The organism is Rhodococcus sp. NJ-530 (assembly GCF_003860625.1).
In the GTDB taxonomy this organism is placed as follows: domain Bacteria; phylum Actinomycetota; class Actinomycetes; order Mycobacteriales; family Mycobacteriaceae; genus Rhodococcus_F; species Rhodococcus_F qingshengii.
Window position 1 is genome coordinate 223188 of sequence record NZ_CP034152.1, and the last position, 23304, is coordinate 246491.

Annotated in this window: 15 protein-coding genes; 14 read left to right on the forward strand and 1 reads right to left on the reverse strand. The window is 63.7% G+C overall.

Features of this window, described 5'->3' with window-relative positions; translation table 11 throughout:
- Positions 1-67 precede the first annotated feature (67 nt).
- From EHW12_RS01010 to EHW12_RS01075, 14 genes are all read left to right on the forward strand, one after another.
- The gene (locus tag EHW12_RS01010; RefSeq protein WP_125050186.1) at positions 68-991 is read left to right on the forward strand and encodes an MBL fold metallo-hydrolase; all 924 of its coding nucleotides are present in this window, start codon (positions 68-70) and stop codon (positions 989-991) included.
- Between the two features lie 69 nt (positions 992-1060).
- Positions 1061-2275: a UDP-galactopyranose mutase gene (gene glf / locus EHW12_RS01015; protein WP_064113799.1), complete on the forward strand. Its 1215-nt coding sequence runs from the start codon at positions 1061-1063 to the stop codon at positions 2273-2275.
- A complete protein-coding gene (locus tag EHW12_RS01020; protein ID WP_007731821.1) occupies positions 2272-4185 on the forward strand; it encodes a glycosyltransferase in 1914 nt (637 codons plus the stop codon). Before glf ends, EHW12_RS01020 begins: the two co-directional genes overlap by 4 nt.
- Positions 4166-4699: a phosphatase PAP2 family protein gene (locus EHW12_RS01025; RefSeq protein ID WP_003943893.1), complete on the forward strand. Its 534-nt coding sequence runs from the start codon at positions 4166-4168 to the stop codon at positions 4697-4699. Before EHW12_RS01020 ends, EHW12_RS01025 begins: the two co-directional genes overlap by 20 nt.
- Positions 4696-5601: a decaprenyl-phosphate phosphoribosyltransferase gene (locus EHW12_RS01030; protein ID WP_003943808.1), complete on the forward strand. Its 906-nt coding sequence runs from the start codon at positions 4696-4698 to the stop codon at positions 5599-5601. Before EHW12_RS01025 ends, EHW12_RS01030 begins: the two co-directional genes overlap by 4 nt.
- Positions 5579-7498 carry a flagellar motor control protein ZomB gene (gene zomB / locus EHW12_RS01035; protein ID WP_125050187.1) on the forward strand — a complete coding sequence of 640 codons (1920 nt, stop codon included), beginning with the start codon at positions 5579-5581 and terminating at the stop codon, positions 7496-7498. The genes EHW12_RS01030 and zomB overlap by 23 nt, the downstream gene beginning before the upstream one ends.
- 330 nt (positions 7499-7828) lie before the next feature.
- A complete protein-coding gene (locus EHW12_RS01040) occupies positions 7829-8839 on the forward strand; it encodes an alpha/beta hydrolase family protein (protein ID WP_125050188.1) in 1011 nt (336 codons plus the stop codon).
- Between the two features lie 252 nt (positions 8840-9091).
- Positions 9092-10975: an alpha/beta hydrolase-fold protein gene (locus EHW12_RS01045; protein WP_003943922.1), complete on the forward strand. Its 1884-nt coding sequence runs from the start codon at positions 9092-9094 to the stop codon at positions 10973-10975.
- A 106-nt stretch (positions 10976-11081) separates the two neighbouring features.
- Entirely contained in the window at positions 11082-11633 is a 552-nt protein-coding gene (locus EHW12_RS01050) for a DUF732 domain-containing protein (protein ID WP_003943980.1), read from the forward strand.
- Between the two features lie 9 nt (positions 11634-11642).
- The gene (locus EHW12_RS01055; RefSeq protein WP_003943848.1) at positions 11643-12596 is read left to right on the forward strand and encodes a cutinase family protein; all 954 of its coding nucleotides are present in this window, start codon (positions 11643-11645) and stop codon (positions 12594-12596) included.
- Positions 12597-12801: 205 nt separating this feature from the next.
- On the forward strand, positions 12802-13797 hold the full coding sequence (locus EHW12_RS01060) for an LLM class F420-dependent oxidoreductase (protein ID WP_007731815.1): 996 nt from the start codon (positions 12802-12804) through the stop codon (positions 13795-13797).
- 182 nt (positions 13798-13979) lie between these two features.
- Positions 13980-15869, forward strand: coding sequence for a long-chain-fatty-acid--AMP ligase FadD32 (fadD32, locus tag EHW12_RS01065; RefSeq protein ID WP_003943899.1), 1890 nt, complete (start codon positions 13980-13982; stop codon positions 15867-15869).
- 37 nt (positions 15870-15906) lie between these two features.
- Positions 15907-20850 (forward strand): polyketide synthase Pks13, encoded by a 4944-nt coding sequence (gene pks13 / locus EHW12_RS01070; protein ID WP_007731814.1) that lies wholly within the window; start codon positions 15907-15909, stop codon positions 20848-20850.
- The gene (locus tag EHW12_RS01075) at positions 20847-22388 is read left to right on the forward strand and encodes an acyl-CoA carboxylase subunit beta (protein ID WP_003943957.1); all 1542 of its coding nucleotides are present in this window, start codon (positions 20847-20849) and stop codon (positions 22386-22388) included. Before pks13 ends, EHW12_RS01075 begins: the two co-directional genes overlap by 4 nt.
- On the opposite strand, the gene EHW12_RS01080 is transcribed toward EHW12_RS01075, so the two are convergent.
- Positions 22385-23296 carry a LysR family transcriptional regulator gene (locus EHW12_RS01080; RefSeq protein ID WP_030535818.1) on the reverse strand — a complete coding sequence of 304 codons (912 nt, stop codon included), beginning with the start codon at positions 23294-23296 and terminating at the stop codon, positions 22385-22387. The genes EHW12_RS01075 and EHW12_RS01080 overlap by 4 nt on opposite strands.
- Between the last annotated feature and the right edge of the window lie 8 nt (positions 23297-23304).

The following is a 23304-nucleotide window of genomic DNA, read 5'->3' on the forward strand; positions in this document are numbered from 1 at the left end:
AGCATTTCGGTGGGTGCCTTTGTGTGTGCCCACAAGCGGTATCGAGCTGTTCGGAAGGCAAACACTGATGAGCTTCACCATCGACGTCGGGTCGGCACGCGTCACCCAACTGACAGAGCTGGCGCACTGGCCGTTTCCGCCGCGAGAGCTCTTTCCCCAGGCGAGTGAGGCGGAGATAGAGGAAGCGTCGGCGCGGCTGACACCGGAGTTCTTCGACGCGGGTAGCGGTGACCTTCTACTTGCCATCCACACCTACCTGGTGGAAATCGGCGGCAAGGCCATCGTGGTCGACACCGGCAACGGCAACAGCAAGCACCGGCCGAACCTCTTGCCGCATCACATGTTCGGCACCGACTACCTCTCACGCTTCGCAGCCACCGGTGTGTCCGTCGACGACGTCGATCTGGTGGTCAGCACACATCTGCACCCCGACCACTGTGGCTGGAACACCGCCCTCGACGCCGAAACCTGGCGGCCTACCTTCCCCCGCGCGACCTACATTTTCGATCGCACCGAACTGGCCGCGCTCCAACAACTCGCCGCCGACGGTCCACACGAAGGAGTGGTCTCGGATCTGGCGCAGACCTTCGAGGACAGCGTCCGTCCCGTTCTGGACGGGGCGAAGTGGGAGGCGGTCGACGGCGGCCACGTCCTGGTCGAGTCCGAAGGCACACGCGTCGTCGTTCGCAGCGCGCCCGGCCACACGCCGGGCCATATCGTGATCGAGATTCGCACTGCCGACGGCGGCGCCGTCATCTCCGGCGATGTGGTCCACCATCCGATCCAGTTTCTGTACCCGGACCTCAGTCAGGGCGGCGACGCGGATCCCGAGATCGCGAGGGTCACCCGCCGCGAACTTCTCGAACGCTGCGCGTCGGAGGGACTGCTTCTACTTCCCGCACACTTCCCCGTCGACGAACCGATCGTGATCGAATTCGATTCGAGCGGTGCACCTCGTGCTTCCGGTCTGATCGGTCTTGCAACGTCCTGACTTGCCGCATCGTCCCTGGTGACGCATCCAACCCTCGGCGTCCGAACAGGTCCGATACCCTGGTTCATCGTGACCGCTGCAAATTCAGAGACCGCCCGTGCCCAGTACGACCTGATCGTCGTCGGTTCGGGATTCTTCGGGCTGACCATCGCCGAGCGTGCCGCTACCCAGCTGGGTAAGCGCGTGCTGGTGTTGGATCGCCGTCACCACCTGGGGGGGAACGCATACTCGGAGGCAGAGCCGGAGACCGGCATCGAGGTCCACAAGTACGGTGCCCACCTGTTCCACACCTCCAACAAGAAGGTCTGGGACTACGTCACCCAGTTCACGGAGTTCACGAACTACCAGCACCGCGTCTTCGCGCTGCACAAGGGACAGGCGTACCAGTTCCCGCTGGGACTCGGTCTCGTGTCGCAGTTCTTCGGTCGGTACTTCACTCCCGAAGAGGCGCGCGCCCTCATCGCCGAGCAGTCCAGCGAGATCGATTCGAAAGACGCCTCCAATCTCGAAGAGAAGGCGATCTCCCTGATCGGGCGCCCGCTCTACGAAGCATTTGTGCGTGACTACACGGCTAAGCAGTGGCAGACCGACCCCACCGAGCTGCCCGCGGCGAATATCGCCCGCCTGCCGGTCCGCTACAACTTCGACAACCGCTACTTCAACGACACGTACGAGGGCCTGCCCGTCGACGGCTACACGGCGTGGCTCGAGAACATGGCGAAGGATCCGAAGATCGAGGTCCGCCTCGACACCGATTACTTCGACGTCCGCGACGAACTGCGCACCGCCAGCCCCGACGCACCCGTCATCTACACGGGCCCGCTCGACCGCTACTTCGACTACTCCGAAGGTGCACTGGGATGGCGCACCCTCGATTTCGAGACCGAGGTTCTGCCCACCGGAGACTTCCAGGGCACCCCGGTCATGAACTACAACGACGCCGACGTGCCGTTCACCCGTATCCACGAGTTCCGTCACTTCCATCCGGAGCGCGAGTACCCGACCGACAAGACCGTCATCATGCGTGAGTTCTCACGTGCCGCGGAGGCGAAGGACGAGCCGTACTACCCGATCAACACTCCGGAGGATCGTGAGAAGCTCTCCGCGTACCGCTCACGCGCCAAGAAGGAGACCGCGGAGAACAAGGTCCTCTTCGGTGGGCGTCTCGGCACCTACCAGTACCTGGACATGCACATGGCGATCGCCAGCGCGCTGACGATGTTCGAGAACACCCTGCGCCCGCATCTCGAAACGGGTGCGGAATTGGCAGGGGAGAGCGAATGAACGCACGTCATCTACTCGAAGGCGAAGATGCCGTCAGCGGCGACGAGGTGACCTACCTCGGCAAGTCCCTGCTTCAGCGGATCATCCTGCCCCGGGCCGGTGAGCCGCTCGACGTCCGCACGTTGTACTTGGAAGAGTCCTGGTCCAACAGTCGGCGGGCGCACTCGACCTCGCGCACGTCGGTAGCGCTCGGCGCCGAGACCGAGGTCTCGTTCGCCACGTACTTCAACGCGTTCCCCGCCAGCTACTGGCGTCGATGGTCCATCCTGAAATCGGTGGTCCTTCGTCTCGAGCTGTCCGGCCACGGCCGCGTCGACATCTACCGTTCCAAGGCCGATTCCTCGCGAATTCACGTGGAAGGCAAGGAATTTGCCGACGGCGATGCCGCGGTCGAGTTCGAGGTGGAACTGGCGCCGTTCGAGGACGGTGGCTGGATCTGGTTCGACATCACCACCGATACGGCAGTGGTCGTCGAGAGCGGCGGCTGGTACGCGCCCGTCGAGGCTCCCGGCGAAGCGACTGTCGCCGTTGGTATTCCGACGTTCAACCGTCCGACCGACGCGGTCAAGGCGCTTGCTGCACTGGCTTCGGATCCGCTGGTGTCGGACGTGATCAAGGCCGTCATCATGCCGGATCAGGGCACCCGCAAGGTGCGTGACGAACCCGGATTCGCCGAAGCTGCTGCAGCGCTCGGTGATCGGCTCGCCATTCACGATCAGGGCAACCTCGGCGGCTCGGGCGGATACAGCCGAATCATGTACGAGGCACTCAAGACGACGCAGTGCCAGCACATCCTGTTCATGGACGACGACATCGAGATCGAACCGGACTCGATTCTGCGCGCGCTTTCGTTCTCGCGTTTCGCGAAGTCGCCGATGCTGGTGGGTGGGCAGATGCTCAACCTGCAGGAACGAAGCCACCTCCACGTGATGGGTGAAGTGGTCGACCGCGGCATCTTCATGTGGACCGCGGCACCGAACGTCGAATACGACCACGATTTCTCGAAGAAGCCGCTGCGCGAATCGAAACTCCTGCACCGCCGCATCGACGTCGACTTCAACGGCTGGTGGATGTGCATGATCCCGCGCCAGGTCGCCGAAGAAATCAAGCAGCCGCTACCGCTTTTCATCAAGTGGGACGACTGCGAATACGGTTTGCGCGCAAAGAAAGCCGGATACCCGACCGTCACACTTCCGGGTGCCGCGATCTGGCACATGGCGTGGAGCGACAAGGACGACGCCATCGACTGGCAGGCGTACTTCCACCTCCGTAACCGTCTGGTGGTGGCCGCGCTCCACATGCCGGGCAACGGCCGTGGCCTCGTGGTCAACACGGTGAAGGCAACGCTCAAGCACCTGCTGTGCCTCGAGTACTCCACCGTCGCGATCCAGAACAAGGCCATCGCGGACTTCCTCGCCGGACCCGAGCACGTCGCGAACATGCTGCCGACGGCACTCGGTGAGGTCCACGCCCAGCGCAAGGAATTCTCCGACGCCGTCGTACTGCCGTCGTCGACTGCGTTGCCGCTGCCCTCCGGTGCGGATGTCGGAGACGTGAGCCTGCCGCTGTCGACCGTCGCGAAGATCACCCGGGTCCTCAGGGCCGGAGTGCACAACGTGAAGCCGGCCAAGCCGGAACACCTCGAGCGCCCTCAGCTCAATGTTCCGACCATCGACGCCCGTTGGTTCCTGCTCTCGCAGGTCGACGGCGTCACCGTCACCACGGCCGACGGTCGCGGCGTCGTCTACCGCAAGCGAAACCCGAAACTCGCGCTCGAACTGCTCAAGGAAGCAACACGGTTGCGCCGCGAACTCGCCGCCCGTTTCCCCGAGCTCAAGAAGCAGTACCAGGACGCCGTTCCTTCACTGACCAGCACGGAAAGGTGGGAACGTGTCTTCGGCATCTCCTGAAGTACAGATTCTGGCCGGGATTCAGTCGACCGTCGGGCAGCTGCCGGGAGCCGTCAAGGTCGCCCGCGGTATGTCTCACTTCGGTGAGCACTCCCTCGGATGGATCGCGATCGCTGCCGTCGGAGCTGCTGTGGACAAGCCGCGTCGACGGGAATGGGCCGGAGCGGCCGTCGGAGCATTCGGTGCACACGCCGCCTCCGTGGTGATCAAACGAGTGGTCAGGCGCAAGCGACCTTCCGATCCTTCGGTGCAGGTCAACGTCTCGACACCGAGCAAGCTCAGCTTCCCGTCATCACACGCGACGTCGACGACGGCGGCGGCTGTGCTGATCGGTCGGCTCACCGGGCTACCCTTACCGGCGTTGCTGGTGCCCCCGATGATGCTCTCGCGTCTGGTCCTGGGAGTTCACTACCCGACCGACGTACTCGCCGGAGCGGCACTGGGAGCCGCATCCGCGGCGGTAGTTCGCCGGGTCGAAGAAGCCAGAGCCGAACAGAAATGTGGAGATAAATGAGCGAGGAACCGGCTACGGTCAGCGGACCCCCGAAGTCCCTGCCCGCCGGCATCGTCAAGGCGCTTCGCCCACGTCAGTGGGTCAAGAACGTCCTTGTGCTGGCAGCGCCCATCGCGGCCGGAACCGCCACCGAAGCCGACGTGCTGTTGCCCGTCGCGCTGGCGTTCGTCGTGTTCTGTATGGCGGCATCAGGCATCTATCTCGTCAACGACGCGATGGATGTCGAAGCCGACCGTGCTCACCCCACGAAGCGATTCCGTCCCATCGCGGCCGGCGTTCTACCCGTCAACATCGCCTACGGCATGGCAGTCGTGCTGCTTGCCGGTGCGATCGGGCTGTCCTTCCTGGCCAACTGGCAACTCGCCGTGGTCATGGGCGTGTACATCGTCATCCAGCTCGCCTACTGCTTCGGTCTCAAGCATCAGGCCGTCATCGACATCTGCATCGTCTCGTCCGGCTTCCTGCTTCGAGCGATCGCCGGTGGCGTTGCCGCCGAGATCGATCTCTCGCAGTGGTTCCTGCTGATGATGGCGTTCGGCTCACTCTTCATGGCGGCAGGCAAGCGCTACGCCGAACTGCAGTTGGCCGAGAAGACCGGCGCCAAGATCCGTAAGTCCCTCGAGAGCTACACGATGACGTACCTGCGTTTCGTGTGGACGATGGCAGCGACGACGCTGGTCCTCTGCTACGGACTGTGGGCGTTCCAACAGGATGCCATCAAGGGCACCAACTGGTACGCCATCTCGATGGTGCCGTTCACCATCGCGGTGCTGCGATACGCGGTGGACGTCGACGGCGGCGAAGCCGGAGAGCCTGAGGAGATCGCGCTCGGTGACCGGGTGCTGCAACTCCTCGCGATTGCGTGGATCGGAGTAGTGGGTGTCGCTGTCTACCTCGTCTGAGCCACGCACCGAGGCCGACCCGCACGTCGACACTGCGGCGAATCGCACCACCCTCAGTCGAGGAGTTTTTCTCGGCGGGGTGGTGCTTGCTGCTGCCCTCATGTTCTGGGGTGCGTGGGAGCGTCGCTGGATCGCCGACGACGGACTCATCGTCTTGCGAACCGTCCGCAACCTGCTCGCGGGGAACGGCCCGGTCTTCAACGCGGGTGAGCGTGTCGAGGCGAACACGAGTACCGCGTGGACGTACATCGTCTACGCGTTCAGTTGGCTCACCCAGGTCCGTCTCGAATACGTTGTTCTGACGATCGCGCTCGTACTCTCGACTGCTGCCGTCGTGTTGGCGATGCTCGGCACCGGTCGTCTGTACCGCGGCGTTCGGCCGTCGGCGGGCGGAACGATCCTGCTGGTACCGGCGGGTGTTCTCGTCTACATCGCGGTTCCGCCTGCGCGAGATTTCGCCACTTCCGGGCTCGAGACATGCTTGGTGATCTTCTGGATCGCGCTCCTGTGGGTACTGCTCGTTCGGTGGGCGCAGGCGTCGACGCCGTCCACGGCGTCGATCCTCACTCTCTCGTTCGTGGCCGGACTCGGACCACTGGTTCGACCCGAGATGGCGATTCCCGGTGCTGCCGCGTTGATGATGATCGTTCTCTCCGCAGGCCTGACCTGGAAGATTCGCACACTGATCGTCGTCGTCGCCGGACTTGTCCCGGTGGCCTATCAGATCTGGCGAATGGGCTACTACGCCTTGCCGTACCCGAACACCGCGGTGTCGAAGGACGCCGGTGGCGCGAAGTGGGCGCAGGGTTTTGCTTACCTGTGGAACCTGGTCGGGCCGTACCTGCTCTGGTTGCCGTTGCTGTTCCTGCTCATCGGTGCGCTGCTGCTCGTGTGGCGAAGCCGAGCGGACACACCTACCGCTACCGCAGATCAACCCGCACGCCCGCTGTGGCAGCGCTTTCAGCAGTTTCTGCGCACGCCGCGGGCGATTGTCACCTTCATTCTCGGCAGTGGGCTGATCCTCGGGATCTACTCTCTGCGCGTCGGCGGCGACTTCATGCACGGCCGCGTCCTGTTGCCGGTGCTGTTCTGCCTGCTCATCCCGGTGGCGGTCATTCCGTTGCGGGTGCCGGCGCGGGCAGCGTTCGGAAGTAATCGCGACACCGCGATCTTCGGAGTCTCGGCGGTGCTGTGGATCGGCACGATCATCTGGGCCTTCTTCGCCGCGAACACGACGGGTATGCCCGAAGGATCCGTGGTGGGTCGCTCGGGAATCGTCGACGAGCGAGCGTTCTACGCACTCAACACCGGTCACAAGCATCCGATCCTGGCCGAGGACTACCTCGACTATCCGCGAATGCGTGCCATGGTCGAGACCATCGCGCGGACTCCGGAGGGTGGGCTGCTGCTGCCGTCCGCGAGCTACGACTCCTGGTTCGTCGTCCCACCACCCGGACCGATCGAAGAGCCGGCCGAGCACGTCGTCTTCTTCCTCAACCTCGGAATGACGAGCATGAACGTCGGCCTCGACGTTCGGGTGCTCGATCAGATGGGGCTGGCGTACCCCCTGGCAGCTCACACCGAGCGACTCGAGGACGGCCGGATCGGGCACGACAAGAATCTCTATCCGGACTGGGTGGTCGCGGACACGGGAATGATCGACGTTCGACCGTGGCTGCCGTTCTTCCTCGACGAAGACTGGGTTGCGGACGCAAAGCAGGCCATCACCTGCCCGGAAACGCAGGAGCTACTCACGTCGTACCGCTCCGAGCTGACCTGGGCCAGATTCAAACAGAACTTCCAGCAGGCATTCGACTTCGCGAAGTACCGATTCGACCGGGTTCCGGCCTACGAATTGGAACGCTGCGGTCTCGTTCCACCGGAGTCACCCAGGTGATGTGATCAGCATCACCGACTGTTGAGGGTTTGAATATTTCGATTCAGTAACACCGAATTGATTGGCCACGATGTACTCGAAGACGATTCACCTAACCTGAATCACCCCGAGGGGTGATGACGGTGTTGCTCGCGGATTGGGACGTAACGGTCCACCTATTTGTCACAGCTGAACCTGTGACATAAAGTCCAGCGAGCGCAGTGTGACTTGGAAGAGGTCCGCTGCCGACCCGAACTCGTTCGGGCTGGCAGAAAAGCCTGTTCCCCGACGGAATCCGCCGGAACCACTCCACCGAGTGGGTTCCGCAGACGAAGAGAGAGAGCAGTATCCATGCGTTTTGCCAGAAAGAGGCTGACCCAGCGCCTCAAGCACCGAGCGTTGGCCATCGGTGCCGCAGCACTTGTGCTCCCCCTTGCTGCAGGAGTTGCCGGTAGTGCTGTCGCCTCTGCTGCGCCTGCGCACACTGCTCCCGGCCACACCGCCCCCTCCGGCGGATACGACGAGCTGTGGGTGCCCTCCTCGATGGGCAACATCAAGGTCCAGGTCCAGTGGGCCGCTCGCGGCGGAAACGCTGCCCTTTACCTCCTCGACGGCCTGCGTGCGCGTAACGACGCCAACGCGTGGAGCTTCGAGACCAATGCGATGGACCAGTACCGCAACGACAACATCACCCTCGTGATGCCCGTCGGCGGCGAGTCCAGCTTCTACAGCGACTGGTATGCACCGTCGAACTTCAACGGCCAGCAGATCACGTACAAGTGGGAAACCTTCCTCACCGAAGAACTCCCCAACTTCCTCGCGAACTACGGCGTCTCGCCCACCAACAACGCGGTCCTCGGCCTCTCGATGGGTGGCAGCGCTGCTCTGACGCTGGCTGCTTACCACCGTGACCAGTTCAAGTTCGCCGGCTCGCTGTCGGGCTACCTGAACATCTCGGCTCCGGGCATGCGCGAGGCAATCCGCGTCGCAATGCTCGATGCCGGTCGCTTCAACGTCGACTCCATGTGGGGACCGCCGTGGAGCCCGTCCTGGCTGCGCAACGACCCGTTCGTCTTCGCACCGCGTCTGCAGGGCCTGTCGATGTACATCTCGTCGGCAAGCGGCCTGCCCGGTGAATACGACCACCCGCGCGCACCGATCGACTACTACAACACGGCTAACGGCATGGGCCTCGAGGCTCTCGCCCTGGTCAACACTCGTGCATTCCAGATCCGCATGAACTCGCTGGGTATCCCGGCAACCTACAGCTTCCCGTCCAACGGCACGCACTCGTGGCCGTACTGGTCGGCAGAGCTGTGGAAGGCTCGCGGCCAGATCCTCGACACCATGAACGCTTGGTGATCGTGCGCGATCCCGTGACCTAGTCACTTCACCAGTGCCGTTCCGGACTCCTCGAAGGAGAACCGGGACGGCACTTGTGTATTCAGGTGCTGCACAAGCGCCCGATGTCAGTAACAATTGCACCACCAGTAACAGCGCGGCTACCCCAAGCGGGGATCGTTTGCGTGTAGAAATAGTTTCAACGGGGGTCTGGCTGCTCAGGCGGCCACACGATCGACGCGCGGACCGAACGTAAGGAAAGAGAGTGAGCTCATGCGAGTAGGCCTTGCCACGGAGGACCGTCGCCGGTCCCGGGCAACCTTCCGGACAAAGGTCGTCGGCGCACTGGCAGCGATGCTGGTTCTGCCGATCGCCGCGGGCTTGACGACGGCCGGAACCGCGGCAGCCGCGCCGGCACCTGCTCAGGCCGCACCGGCCGCCACCCAGAACCCCACCGGAGCAGCGGTCACGAAGGTCGACTGGCTCAGCGAGCGTCGCGTCGCGCTGTGGGTGAACTCTCCCGCGATGGGCACCCCGATTCAGGTGCAGATCCTCTTGGCCCGCGATTGGAACGTCAATCCGTCGGCCAGCTTCCCCTCGGTCTGGATGCTCGACGGTCTTCGCGCGACCGACAACGAGAACGCCTGGACCTACGAGACCGACGCCGAGTCCTTCTACGCGGACAAGAACGTCAACGTCATCCTCCCGGTCGGCGGTCAGTCCAGCTTCTACTCCGACTGGCTCCAGCCCGACAACGGCAAGAACTACCAGTGGGAGACGTTCCTGACCAAGGAACTGCCCCCCATCCTCGAAAAGGACTGGCGGACCACGCAGACACGCGGTGTCGTCGGTCTGTCGATGGGCGGCACGTCCGCCATGTTCCTCACGGCGCGCAACCCCGGCTTCTTCAAGTTCGCCGCTTCGCTCTCCGGCATCCTCACCACCACCTCGCTCGGCATGCCTCAGGCAATCCAGTTCGCGATGACCGACGCCGGTGGATACAACTCCGCCGCGATGTGGGGACCGCCGTCCAACCCGCAGTGGGCTGCACACGATCCGTACGCGCTCGCCGAGAAGCTCAAGGGCGTCAGCCTGTACGTCTCGAGTGGTAGCGGTACGACCGGCCCGTACGACCAGCCGTCGGGAATTCCCGGCGTGAGCACCAACTACGCAGGCATGGGCCTCGAGATCCTCGCTCGCCTGACCTCGCAGACCTTCGCGACCAAGCTCAACCAGCTCGGAATCCCCGCGCAGGTCAACTACCGCCCGTCCGGAACCCACTCGTGGCCGTACTGGCAGTTCGAGCTTCATCAGCTGTGGCCGCAGTTGGCCAACGCCATCGGCGTCGAGGTCGAGAAGCCGGCTTGCGGCACTTCGGGTGAGATCGGTGCGACGGCCGCAGCCAACGGCTGGATCGGTGACTGCATCACCCCCGAGTACAGCGTCGCGGGTGGCCTGGCACAGGACTTCCGCAACGGTCGCATCTACTTCACCAGTGGAACGGGCGCCCAGCCCGTCGCCGGTCGTATCGCCGGCGCGTACATGAACACCGGAGCAGCGGCCGGCCCGCTCGGCTTCCCGCGTACCCCCGAACTCGGTACCCCCGACGGACGCGGACGCTTCAACCACTTCCAGAACGGCTCCATCTACTGGACCCCGCAGACCGGCGCTCACCCCGTCAGCGGCGACATCCTCGCCGAGTGGTCCGCACAGGGTTGGGAAGGTGGCCCGCTCGGCTACCCGACTGCCGACGAGATCGCGACCCCCGGCAAGCCGGGCAAGGTCCAGGGATTCGAGATCGGCGCAATGTACAGCAGCGCCAACGGAACTCACGCGGTTCTCGGAATGATCATGGGCAAGTACGGCGAACTCGGCTGGGAAAACGGCTGGCTCGGATTCCCGAAGTCGAACGAGGTTCCGATCAAGGACAACGGACGCTTCACCGAGTTCGAGGGCGGCAACATCTACTGGAGCCCCGGCACCGGTGCATGGTCCGTCGAGAACGGTCCGCTGTTCGACGGTTGGAAGAGCGTCGGATACGAAGGTGGACGACTCGGATTCCCGATCAGTGACAAGTTCGACATTCCCGGTGGTGTCCAGCAGAACTTCCAGTTCGGCTACATCACGGTGATCGGTGACAAGACAGAAGTTCACTAACTCACAGTGGTGCACGACGGGCGGGCCCGATCACGGATCGGTGCCCGCCCGCGTGCGTTGCGTAACCTGTTGATGGACTTTCGACTGAAGGCAAGGACGGACATTGATGTCGCTTTTCTCGGGTAACCGAAACACTTGTGCACGCGCGATCGCGGTCGGCGCCCTGGCGCTCGCCACCGGTGGCGCGCTTGTCGCGTGCGGTAGTGACGACTCCACTGCAACCTCCAATCCGGTCACCACGACGTCCGCGGCGGCTTCGTCCTCGAGCGGTTCGGCATCTGCGTCCGCCTCTGCGACCACGACGGCGTCGGCTGCGCCCACCAGTCCGGGAGCCGCGGCCACCGCGCCGCCGGAGCAGCCGCAGAGCATCGAGGGCTTCCCGGGTCCCACAGTCGTCGAGGTCAGTCCCGAGGCACAGAAGTTCCTCGACGGACTGAAGGCGAAGGGCATCACCCCAGCCGGTGACGGAAGCATCGCCGTCAACACGGCCAATTACATCTGCGCTGCCGGTCCTCAGACCGACGACGAGGTCCTGACCTTCGTGACCGCCTTCGTCGGCCAGGAAGCGTCGGCGGAAGGCAAGCAGATCACTCCCGAGCAGGCAGGTGCGAACGCTCAGATCTACATCGACGTCGCCAACGCCACCTACTGCAAGTAGGCGCGGGTCATGGCGAGGTCTGGAAAGCGTCGTGGGTGCCTGATCCCGCTGCTGATCATTCTTGTGGTCGCAGCGGTCGTGATCGGCGGTTGGTACATCCTGGCCGGGCGGGTGCCTTCGCCGACTCCGATCCCGCCGAGCCCGGAGCCTCCGGTGTCTCAGCCGGCCAGTTGCCCCGATGTCCAGGTAGTAGCCATACCGGGTACGTGGGAGTCGAGCGCTACCGACGACCCGTACAACCCGACGGCCAATCCGGCGTCCTTGATGCTGAACGTGACCCGTCCTCTGCAGGAGAAGTTCGATACTTCACGGGCCGACGTCTACACCGTTCCGTATGTCGCACAGTTTTCGAATCCGGTGGCGATCCCGCCGGACGGACAGCAGTCCTACAACAACAGTCGGGCCGCGGGAACTGCTGCCACTAACGACTTTCTGATGAAGCGGCACGCCGAGTGCCCGCTCACGAGTTACGTCCTGACCGGATTTTCCCAGGGCGCGGTGATTGCGGGTGACGTCGCCGCGAGTATCGGCGACGGTACCGGCGCGGTGCCTGCCGATCTGGTTCTGGGCGTCGGCTTGATCGCCGACGGTCGGCGCGATCCGGCGTTCGGGAACACCGTTGGCCCGAGCGTTGCCGGTGTCGGCGCCGAGCTGTCGCTGAACGGGCTGAAGCTGCCCGGTCTCACGATGACCGGCCCGAGGCCCGGCGGGTTCGGTGACCTCAACGATCGGACCTATCAGATCTGCGCGCCGAGCGACGGTATCTGCGACGCGCCGGCAGCCGCTCTCAACCCGACCAACTGGCTGAGTTCGGCGCCGCGACTGCTCGAGTACTACAACAACCCTGTGCACGCGATGTACAACTCCTTCCAAGTCGATCCGAACGGCACGACGGCCACCCAATGGATGGCACAGTGGGCTGCGGAGAAGATCGACGCTGCACCGACGCCGCCCCACAGTTGAGTCACCGCCGCACTGTTGATTCGTCACAATCGGGCGTCTCGGGAGTTCGCTCGCGGGTAATCTGCTCGTTTGGTCCCGGTAGAGTGCTGCACGGTCCGGGGGCTTCCTCTACAGTGCTGTCACGTAAGTGACTGGCGAGTAGGTTCGATTTGTCCGAGTTTGTAGTTCGAGTACGACGTACGTGTCCATCACAGGAGATCGATATATGAGTTCCACCCACGGCAGCGATGCCCTACGCAAATTTCGGTTTGCGGCCGGTGGCGAGGGCAACGCCGAAGAGGGTGGTGCGCGACGCTTCGTCAAGCTCGCGCAGAAGGCCGAGGAACTCGGCTACGACTCGTTCATGATTCCGGATCACCTGGGTAATCAGGTCGGCCCGATCGCCGCTCTCGGAGCGCTCGCGGTGGCCACCGACAAGATTCGTCTCGGCACCGCCGTGTTGGCCAACGGCTTCCGTCATCCTGCTGTGCTCGCGAAGGACGCGGCGACAATCGACGTGCTGTCCGGTGGTCGACTCGAACTCGGTATCGGTGCGGGCTGGATGAAGGAAGAGTTCGACAAGGGCGGCATCGCCTACGAAAGTCCGGGCGTTCGCATCGAGAAGCTCGAGGAGTCTCTGCAGATTCTCGACGTTCTGCTGCGCGGGCAGGAATGCACTTTCGAAGGCAAGCACTATCAGGTGCGCGGCCTCAAGGGCAGCCCGCGACCGCGGCAGGGCCCGCGGCCACCGATCATCGTGGGCGGCGGAGGCCCGAAGATGCTTGCTCTCGCGGCGAAGTACGCGGACATCATCTCGGTCGCCACACCGACCAACCGTGACGGGCGGCTTCTGCTCTCCGGAATCACGATGGAAAAGACCATCGAACGTGTCGAGCGGATCCGCGAAGCTGCCGGCGAGCGTTTCGATGAGATCGAACTCAACTGGACCATCACCATGATCATGATCACCGACGATCGAGAGCAGGCTGCCGAAATGGCAATCGCCGCTCTGGACCAAGGTTTTCCGCCGAACATCGAAGTGGATCGTAAGCTGAGCGTGGAGGAGCTGTTGAACTCTCCATACCTGGCTGTGGGCACTTTCGAGGAAATCGCAGACCAGATTCGACTGGTCCGCGAGAAGACGTCGATGTCGTACGTCGGGGTCTTCCCGACGCAGATGGAAGCGTTCGCCCCGATCATCCCGTTACTGGCGGGCGAGTAGGCCGGAGAATACGGACGATGCGAATCTGTAACATATCGATGGTTTGGGATCGATGAAGTGATTCAGGTGAGTTGCGCACAAAGTGCGATTCGATTGATCGAAGATGGACCCGAGAGAGCGAAGGAAGTCTGGGGCGCAGGCATGAAAGACAGTGCTTGTGTGATCGCTTCGGAGGAGATGGAATGAACGCGCTGTTCGATGGCTTTCTCGACGAGAAGGGCCAGATCCGCCTGCAACCAGGCTTCACGCTGGTCGACTACGTCGAGCAACACTCGCGTGTCAACGCGGACGAGCTCGCGTATCGGTACATCGACTACTCACGCGAGCGTGACGGTGAAGCCCTGGAGCTGACCTGGGAGCAGTTCGGTGTGCGTCTGCGCGCTGTTGCAGCCCGTCTGCAGCAGGTCACCAAGCGTGGCGACCGCGTCGCGATTCTTGCTCCGCAGGGACTCGACTACGTCATTTCGTTCTTCGCGGCCATTCAGGCCGGTTCCATCGCGGTGCCGCTCTTCGATCCGGACGAGCCCGGTCACACCGACCGTCTTCACGCTGTTCTCGGTGACTGCAAGCCGACTGCGATTCTGACTGCCGCATCGTCGGCGGCCGGTGTTCGCCAGTTGTTCCGCTCGCTTCCCGCTGCCGAGCGTCCGCGCATCATCGCCGTCGACGCGATTCCCGATACCGTCGGTGAAACGTGGGTTCGTCCCGACATCGAACTCGACGACATCGCGTACCTGCAGTACACCTCGGGTTCGACCCGAGTTCCCGCCGGCGTGGAGATCACCCATCGTGCTGTCGGAACGAACGCGCTCCAGATGGTCGACTCCATCGAACTCAACGAGGACTCACGCGGTGTCACGTGGCTGCCGCTGTTCCACGACATGGGCCTGCTGACGGTCATCCTGCCTGCTCTGGGCGGCAAGTACATCACCATCATGAGCCCGCGCGCTTTCGTGCAGCGGCCGTACCGGTGGATCAAGGAACTTGCTGCGGTTTCCGACGGCGCCGGCACCTTTGCTGCCGCTCCCAACTTCGCTTTCGAGCACGCTGCCGCGCGTGGCCTGCCGAAGGACGGCGAGACCCTGGACCTGAGCAACGTCATCGGTCTGATCAACGGCAGTGAGCCGGTCACGACGTCGTCGATGCGCAAGTTCAACGACGCTTTTGCTCAGTACGGTCTGCCCAAGACTGCGATCAAGCCGTCGTACGGCATGGCTGAGGCGACGCTCTTCGTCTCCTCGACCAAGCATTCCGACGAGGCCAAGGTCATCTACGTCGACCGCACGGAACTCAACAAGGGACGCATGGTCATCGTCGACCAGTACTCCGAGAACGCAATCGCGCAGGTCTCCTGTGGGTACGTCTCGCGCAGTCAGTGGGCGGCGATCGTCGATCCCGAGACGCTGACCGAGGTCCCCGACAATCACGTCGGCGAGATCTGGTTGCACGGCGAGAACATCGGTATCGGCTACTGGGGTCGCCCCGACGAGACGGCGGAGACCTTCCACAACAAGCTGGACAATCGGTTGAGCGAAGACAGCCACACCGAGGGCACGCCGGCGGATGCCAACTGGATGCGTACCGGCGACTTCGGCGTCTACGTCGACGGCGAGCTGTACATCACCGGGCGCGTCAAGGACCTCGTGATCGTCGACGGTCGCAATCATTACCCGCAGGACCTCGAGGCTTCGGCTCAGGAAGCCAGCCCGGCTCTGCGCCCCGGCTTCATCGCTGCGTTTGCCGTACCGGCCAACCAGCTGCCGTCCGTCGTGTTCTCCAACACGCACTCGGGTCTGAAGTTCGACGACGACGATTCCTCGGAGCAGTTGGTCATCGTGGCCGAGCGTGCTCCCGGCGCAGGCAAGGCCGATCCGCAGCCGATCGCGGACACCGTGCGTGCGGCGATTTCTTCCCGTCACGGTGTTACGGCCCGAGACATCCTGCTCGTCCCCGCGGGTTCGATTCCGCGTACGTCCAGCGGCAAGATCGCTCGCCGCGCGTGTAAGGCGAGCTATATCGAGGGAACGTTGCGAGGCGGCTATCAGCAGACCGCATTCCCCGATAGCGTTTGAGGAGCAGTCCCTTCATGATCGGTGGCTTGGTGAGTTGATGGTTGAACAAGATGGTGCGCAGAGCAAAGACGTTGTGAGCGAGATGAGTGTCGCGCAGCTGCGTGAGTGGCTTCGCAATTGGATCGCCAACGCGACCGGTCAGCCGGCGGGTTCGATCACGGACGATCGCCCGATGGAAGAGTTCGGGCTCGCCTCGCGGGACGCAGTCGCTCTGAGCGGAGACATCGAGGATCTGCTCGGCGTCACGCTGACCGCCACGGTTGCCTATCAACACCCCACCATCGCTTCGCTGGCTACTCGGATCATCGAAGGTGAGCCCGAGGCGCCGCAGGAGACCGTCGACGCCTCGTACTACGTCTCAGGCGGCACGACGGACGCTCACGACATCGCCATCGTCGGACTGTCCACACGATTCCCCGGTGCCGGGCACACGCCTTCGGACATGTGGGAAATGCTGGCGGACGGACGCGACGGCATCAGCGACCTCCCCGAGGACCGCTGGGCCGAGTTCATGTCGGATCCCGCCATCAAGGCCGCGGTCGAGAACGCGAACACCAAGGGCGGGTACCTCGACGACGTCAAGGGCTTCGACGCCGAGTTCTTCGCGATGTCTCCGCTCGAGGTCGTCAACGTCGATCCGCAGCAGCGCCTCGCACTCGAACTCGCGTGGGAAGCACTCGAGCACGCTCGCATTCCGGCCAGTGGGCTCAAGGGCAAGCAGGTCGGTGTTTTCATCGGCAGTTCCGCCAACGACTACCAGTTGCTCGCGGTCAGTGATCCGACGACGGCGCATCCGTACGCGTTGACCGGAACGTCGACGGCGATCGTCGCGAACCGGGTCTCGTACTTCTTCGACTTCCGTGGACCGTCCATCGCTCTGGACACCGCGTGTTCGTCTTCGCTGGTTGCCGTTCACGAGGCTGTGCGTTCGCTGCGCAGCGGTGACTCCAACATCGCGCTGGCCGGTGGCGTCAACATGCTGCTGGCCCCTCCCGGAACCCTCGGTTTCGATCAGACCGGGATGCTCGCTCCCGACGGAAAACTGCGTGCCTTCTCCGCTCAGGCTCAGGGCATCGTTCGCAGTGAGGGCGGCGGACTCGTCGTGCTCAAGCGTCTCGAAGACGCCGAGCGTGACGGAGATTCCATCCTCGCGGTGATCGCCGGATCCGCGGTCAACCAGGACGGCCGTTCCAACGGTCTGCTCGCACCCAATCCCGATGCCCAGGCCGACGTGTTGCGTTTCGCGTACCGCGACGCCGGAATCTTGCCGACCACCGTCGACTACATCGAGGCGCACGGAACGGGTACCGATCTCGGTGATCCCATCGAGGCCGACGCGCTCAGTCGTGTCGTCGGTCGTGGTCGTGACGAAGACAAGCCGGCTCTGCTCGGTAGTGCGAAGACCAACTTCGGGCACCTGGAAGCAGCTGCGGGCGCCGCCGGCCTGATCAAGGTCGTTCTGGCGATGCAGGAAAACAAGATTCCCGCGACGATCAACTACCTGGGCCCGAACCCGCACATCGACTTCGAGAAGTCGCACCTGCAGGTGACGCCCGAGGCCACCGACTGGCCGCGCTACACCGGCAAGGCTGTCGCCGGTGTCTCCGGTTTCGGTTTCGGTGGAACCAACGCGCACGTCGTGGTCAAGGAGTACGTACCTGCCGACGCGGTAGTCGATGAACCGGTTGTGGATGCCCCGGTGGTCGACGAACCGGCAGCAGAGAACGAGAGCACCGTTGTGCTGGCCGTTTCCGGTGCGCTGCCGTCGCGTCGTCGCCGCGCAGCCGCTGATCTGGCCGACTGGCTCGAAACCGAAGAGGGAAGCAAGACGCCCCTCGCCGACGTCGCCCGCACACTCGCGCGTCGCAACCACGGACGCTCGCGCGCCGCTGTTCTGGCGAAGACGCGCTCCGAGGCCATCAGCTCGCTGCGTGCCGTCGCCGCGGGCAAGCCTGCTCAAGGAGTCTTCTCCGCCGACTCGCCGTCGCCCAAGGGCGCGGTGTGGGTGTTCTCGGGCTTCGGCTCGCAGCACCGCAAGATGGCCAAGCAGCTCTACACGGAGAACTCGGCCTTCAAGGCGGCCGTCGACGAGGTCGACGCGCTGATCCAGGACGAGGCCGGTTACTCGATGGTCGAGATGTTCCTCGACGATTCGATCGAGTACAACGTCGAGACCGCCCAGGTGGGAATCTTCACCATCCAGGTCGGTCTGGCCGCGTTGCTGCGTCACCACGGCGCCGAGGCCGAAGCCGTGGTTCCGCACTCGATGGGTGAGGCCGCTGCCGCATACGTGTCCGGTGGTCTGAACCTGGAAGACGCTGTGCGCGTGATCTGTTCACGTTCACGGCTGATGGGTGAGGCCGAGGGCGCACTTGTCGGTGACGACATCCGTCTGATGGCTCTGCTCGAGTACAGCGCATCCGAGATCGAGGCGCTACTGCCCACGTACCCCAAGCTCGAGGTCTGTGTTTACGCAGCTCCGACGCACACGGTGATCGGTGGACCACAGCCGGACATCGAGGCGATCGTCGCGGCCGCCGAGGCCGACGGCAAGATGGCGCGTGTCCTGCAGACCAAGGGTGCCAGCCACACCTCACAGGTCGATCCGTTGCTCGGCGAGCTTGCCGCGGAGTTGGCCGGTATCGAGCCGACCACGTTGAAGCTCGGCGTCTACTCGTCCGTCGACAAGGACACTTTCTACCGTCCCGGTCACGAGCCGATCCATCAAGAGGCGTACTGGGTCAAGGGTCTTCGCCACAGCGTGTACTTCACCAATGCGGTACGCGGTGCAGTTGCCCACGGCCACACCACTTTTGTCGAGCTTGCACCCAACCCGGTGACGCTGATGTCGGTGGCGGCTACCGCTTTCGATTCGGGCCTGCACGATATGGAGCTCATCCAGACGCTCAAGCGTAAGGAAGACGAGTCCGCGGGTGTTCTTGCCGCTCTCGCACAGCTGTACGTGCACGGCCATGCCGTGAACCTCGAGTCTCTGCTTCCCGCAGGCGATTTCGCTTCGGTTCCGCGTACCGCATTCCTGCGTAAGCCGTATTGGCTCGACATTCGCGTCAGTGCCGGCGGTTCGGCTCGCGTACCCGGTTCGCACGTCGCTCTGCCCGACGGCCGCCACGTGTGGGAGGTCGACGCATCCGCCGTCACCGATCTGGCTGTGCTCGTGAGCGCTGCTGCCGGACAGGTGCTCTCGGATGTCGCTCTCACCGCCGCCGTTCCCCATGGTGAGCTGGCCGGCGCTGCGACCCTGACCACGACACTCAACCCGCATCCGGGTGGAGCGTCGGTGCAGGTGCACGCCCGTGAGGGTGCTACGTTCCGTTTGCTGTTCGACGCCGTCGTCACGTCCGGTGAGCCGCTGCCCGAGCTGGTCGTCAGCGCGCCGGTCAAGACCAGTGCGCCGATGGAATCCCTGGCCGAGGTCGTCGAAGACGCCGGAGACAAGTGGGATCCGAACGGTTCGCAGAGCCTCGACGACCGCCTCAAGATCGTGGTAGCCGAGTCGATGGGGTACTCGCCGGAGGATCTGCCGGCCGAGGTTCCGCTCATCGAACTGGGTCTCGACTCGCTCATGGCGATGCGTATCAAGAACCGCGTCGAGTACGAGTTCGACATTCCGCAGCTCCAGCTCCAGGCAGTCAAGGATGCGAGCCTCAACGAGGTCAACAAGTACCTGCGCTACGCGATCGACAATCGCGAAGAGGTTCAGGCGATGGCCGACAAGCAGGCCGCGGAGAAGTTGGCGGCCGACGCTGCTGACGAGGACGTTGCTCCCGCAGAGGTGGCAGTGGAACTACCTACCACTGCTCCGGTTGCTGCTGCGCCTTCCGATCCTTCTCGAGCCGGAACTGCCGACGACGCAGGCTCGGACGTTCCGCCGCGAGATGCGGCCGAGCGCTTGACGTTTGCGACGTGGGCGGTTGTCACCGGGAAGTCGGCCAAGGGCATCTTCAACGATCTGCCGATCGTCGGTGACGAGGTCGCCGAGAAGCTTGCTGCTCGGCTTTCCGAGCGTGCCGGCGGCGAGATCACTCTCGACGACGTTCTCGACTCCACCACCATCGAAGAGCTTGCGGACGTCGTTCGCCAGTACCTCGAGGACGACGGCAAGATCGACGGACTCGTACGTACTCTGCGTGCCCGTCCCGAAGGTTCCACTGCCGTACCGGTATTCGTCTTCCATGCTGCCGGTGGTTCGACGGTGACGTACGAGCCTCTGCTCAAGCGCCTGCCCGCCGGCACGCCGATGTACGGGTTCGAGCGGGTCGAGGGCTCGATCGAAACCCGCGCTGCTGCTTACGTTCCGCTGCTGCGTGAGATCCAGGGCGACGGGCCGTACGTGCTGTGTGGCTGGTCGTTCGGTGGCGTGATGTCGTATGCGGTCGCGAAGTTGCTGCGCGAGCAGGGCGCCGACGTGCGTGTGGTCGGGCTGCTCGACACCGTCATGGCCGGCGAGGTCGTGCCGGACACCGAGGCGGAACGACGCAAGCGCTGGGAGCGCTACGGCAAGTTCGCCAAGCGCACCTACAACCTGGATGTGCCGCTGCCGCTTGACGTTCTGGCTTCCACCGAAGCCGACGAGGATCAGATCCAGATCTTGATGGACATGATCAAGATGAGCGGTGCCAAGATTCCCGGCGGCATCATCGAGCATCAGCGGACGTCGTGGTTGGACAATCGCGCCATCCAGACGGCCGAGTTCAGCAGTTACGACGGCGACGTCGTGCTCTACATGGCTGACAAGTACCACGACGAGCTGATGACGCTCGAGCCTGCATTCAAGACCCGCAAGGCAGATGGTGGCTGGGGTGACTACGTGAAGAACCTCGAGGTCGTCTACATCGGCGGGGACCACCTGCAGATCGTCGACGAGCCGTACATCGCGAAGGTTGCGGCAGACCTCACCACCAAGCTGGCCCAGATCGAGACAGCTCAGACCAAAGCAGCGGAAACCGGAGTTCAGAAGTGACGACAACCACCGCGGAGAAGCTCGCTGAACTCCGCGAAAAGTTGGAGAAGGCAAAGGAACCCGGCTCGGCTCGGGCCATTGCCAAGCGCGATGCAGCAGGGCACAGCACGCCGCGCCAGCGCATCGACATGTTGCTCGACCCCGGTAGCTTCATCGAGATCGGTGCCCTGGTGAAGATGGCGGGCGAGGGCAACCCGTACAGCGACGGCGTCATGACCGGTCACGGAACCGTCGACGGGCGTCCGGTAGCCGTGTTCGCGCACGATCAGACGGTGTTCGGCGGTGCCGCCGGAGAGATGTTCGGCCGTAAGGTCGCAGCTGTCAACGATTTTGCGCTGAAGGTGGGCTGCCCGGTCGTCGGTATCAACGATTCCGGTGGAGCTCGCATCCAGGACGCCGTTTCCTCGTTGGCCTGGTACGCCAACATGGGTTCACGTCAGGAGCCGTTGTCCGGCCTGTGCCCGCAGATCTCGGTCATCCTCGGTAAATGCGCCGGCGGTGCCGTGTACGCCCCGATCAACACGGACGTCGTGGTCGCGACCGAAGAGTCGTACATGTTCGTCACCGGACCCGACGTCATCAAGTCGGTCACCGGCGAAGAGGTCAGCCTCGAGGACTTGGGTGGAGCCCGCAAGCAGGCGGAGTACGGAAACATCCATCACGTCGCTCCCGACGAGAAGGCTGCCTTCGACTGGGTGCGTGAGTACCTGAGCTTCATGCCGTCGTCATGCCAGGAGAAGGCGCCGCTGATCAACCCGGGCCTCGAACCCGAGATCACCGAGTCGGATCTCGAACTCAATGCGTTCATGCCGGATGCCGACAATGCCGGCTACGACATGCACGACATCATTCTGCGGATCTTCGACGACGGCACTTTCCACGAAATCGGAGCCCAGGTCGCGCACAACGTGATCACCGGATTCTCCCGCGTCGACGGCCTGCCCGTCGGTGTCGTGGCCAACCAGCCCACGTACCTCAGCGGCGCCCTCGACGCGGACAGCTCCGACAAGGCCGCTCACTTCGTGCGTCTGTGCGACGCTTTCAACATCCCGCTCGTCTTCGTCGTCGACACACCGGGCTTCCTTCCCGGCGTCGATCAGGAAAAGGTCGGCGTCATCAAGCGCGGCGGGCGTTTCCTGTTCTCGTACATCGAAGCCACTGTGCCGAAGGTGACTGTGGTGGTTCGTAAGGCGTACGGCGGCGGTTATGCCGTCATGGGCTGCAAGCAGCTCGGTGCCGACATCAACCTCGCGTGGCCGACCGCTCGTATCGCCGTGATGGGCGCCGAGGGTGCCGTCAACATCATGGGGCGGCGTCAGCTCGCCGAGGCCGGCGAGAATGCACCCGCGGTGCGTGCTCAGCTGATCAACTTCTACAACGAGTTCGTCGCGACGCCGTACATCGCGGCCGAGCGCGGATACATCGACGCGGTGATCGAGCCTTCGCAGACGCGTCTCGAGATCCGTAAGGCTCTGAAGTTGCTCGCGGACAAGACGATCTTCAAGAACCCGCGCAAGCACAACTTGATGCCGCTCTAGTTCTTTTTGTCACCGAGGGCGTCGAACTGGCGGCGTAGCGCTTCTATCGCCGCCAGGACGGCCGGCCTTTCGCTGTCGGTCCGCCAGGCGAGGTAAATGTCTCGGCCGAGCGGCGGAAGGGTGTCGAGCATTCGAACACCTTCCGGCGGTACAACTCTCGCCAGACGTGGAATCAATGCGACGGCGAGGCCCTGAGCGACGAATTCGACCTGGGTGGGAAACTCGGCGACCTCGTACTCGATTCGTGGGTCGAACCCCTGCGCGCGCAGGGTCCGGACGGTGAAGGTGTGAAAGTCCGTTCCCCGGGTCCACGTCGCCCAGGCGTGCTCGGACAGCTCGCTGAGCGCGACGACCTTGTTCTCCGCCAGCGGATGTGACGCCGGGAGAGCGAGCAGCGCCACGTCGTCGTACACGGGTGTGAAGGAGAGTCCGTCGGGAAGTTCGACGGGCAGAGTGCTCCAACTGTCGACCACCACGACGTCGAGGTCGCGGCGAATCAGTGCGGGGAGCAGTTCTTCGGATTCGCCTTCGTTGAAGGTGATTTCGAGCTGGGGGTGCGCGTGCCTGATCTCGGCGATGGCTCGCGGCAGCACCGTCCTGCTGGGGGAGACCAGGGCGCCGATACGTACGCGGCCCGTCACCTCGCTCTGCAGCGACGCGATTTCCGCCTCGGCCTGAGCGAGCGTCGAGAGAACCTCTGCGGTTCGGCGCGCGAGGATTCGGCCCGCTTCGGTGAGTCTCACACCGCGGCCCTGCGGTTCGAGGAGCGGAACACCGACCTCGCGCTCGAGTTTGTTCAACTGCTGCGAAATCCCGGACGGTGTGACATGCAAGGTGCGGGCGGCCGCCGCTACTGATCCGTTCTCGGCGACGGCGTGCAGGGCGCGGAGTCTTTCGAGATTCAACACAGTAGCAA

Bases quoted from the DNA above. Each gene is read 5' to 3' on its own strand.
- EHW12_RS01010 (WP_125050186.1), top strand. From the start codon at position 68: ATGAGCTTCACCATCGACGTCGGGTCGGCACGCGTCACCCAACTGACA.
- pks13 (WP_007731814.1), top strand. From the start codon at position 15,907: ATGGTTGAACAAGATGGTGCGCAGAGCAAAGACGTTGTGAGCGAGATG.
- EHW12_RS01050 (WP_003943980.1), top strand. From the start codon at position 11,082: ATGTCGCTTTTCTCGGGTAACCGAAACACTTGTGCACGCGCGATCGCG.
- EHW12_RS01020 (WP_007731821.1), top strand. From the start codon at position 2,272: ATGAACGCACGTCATCTACTCGAAGGCGAAGATGCCGTCAGCGGCGAC.
- EHW12_RS01045 (WP_003943922.1), top strand. From the start codon at position 9,092: ATGCGAGTAGGCCTTGCCACGGAGGACCGTCGCCGGTCCCGGGCAACC.
- EHW12_RS01060 (WP_007731815.1), top strand. From the start codon at position 12,802: ATGAGTTCCACCCACGGCAGCGATGCCCTACGCAAATTTCGGTTTGCG.
- EHW12_RS01040 (WP_125050188.1), top strand. From the start codon at position 7,829: ATGCGTTTTGCCAGAAAGAGGCTGACCCAGCGCCTCAAGCACCGAGCG.
- EHW12_RS01055 (WP_003943848.1), top strand. From the start codon at position 11,643: ATGGCGAGGTCTGGAAAGCGTCGTGGGTGCCTGATCCCGCTGCTGATC.
- EHW12_RS01030 (WP_003943808.1), top strand. From the start codon at position 4,696: ATGAGCGAGGAACCGGCTACGGTCAGCGGACCCCCGAAGTCCCTGCCC.
- fadD32 (WP_003943899.1), top strand. From the start codon at position 13,980: ATGAACGCGCTGTTCGATGGCTTTCTCGACGAGAAGGGCCAGATCCGC.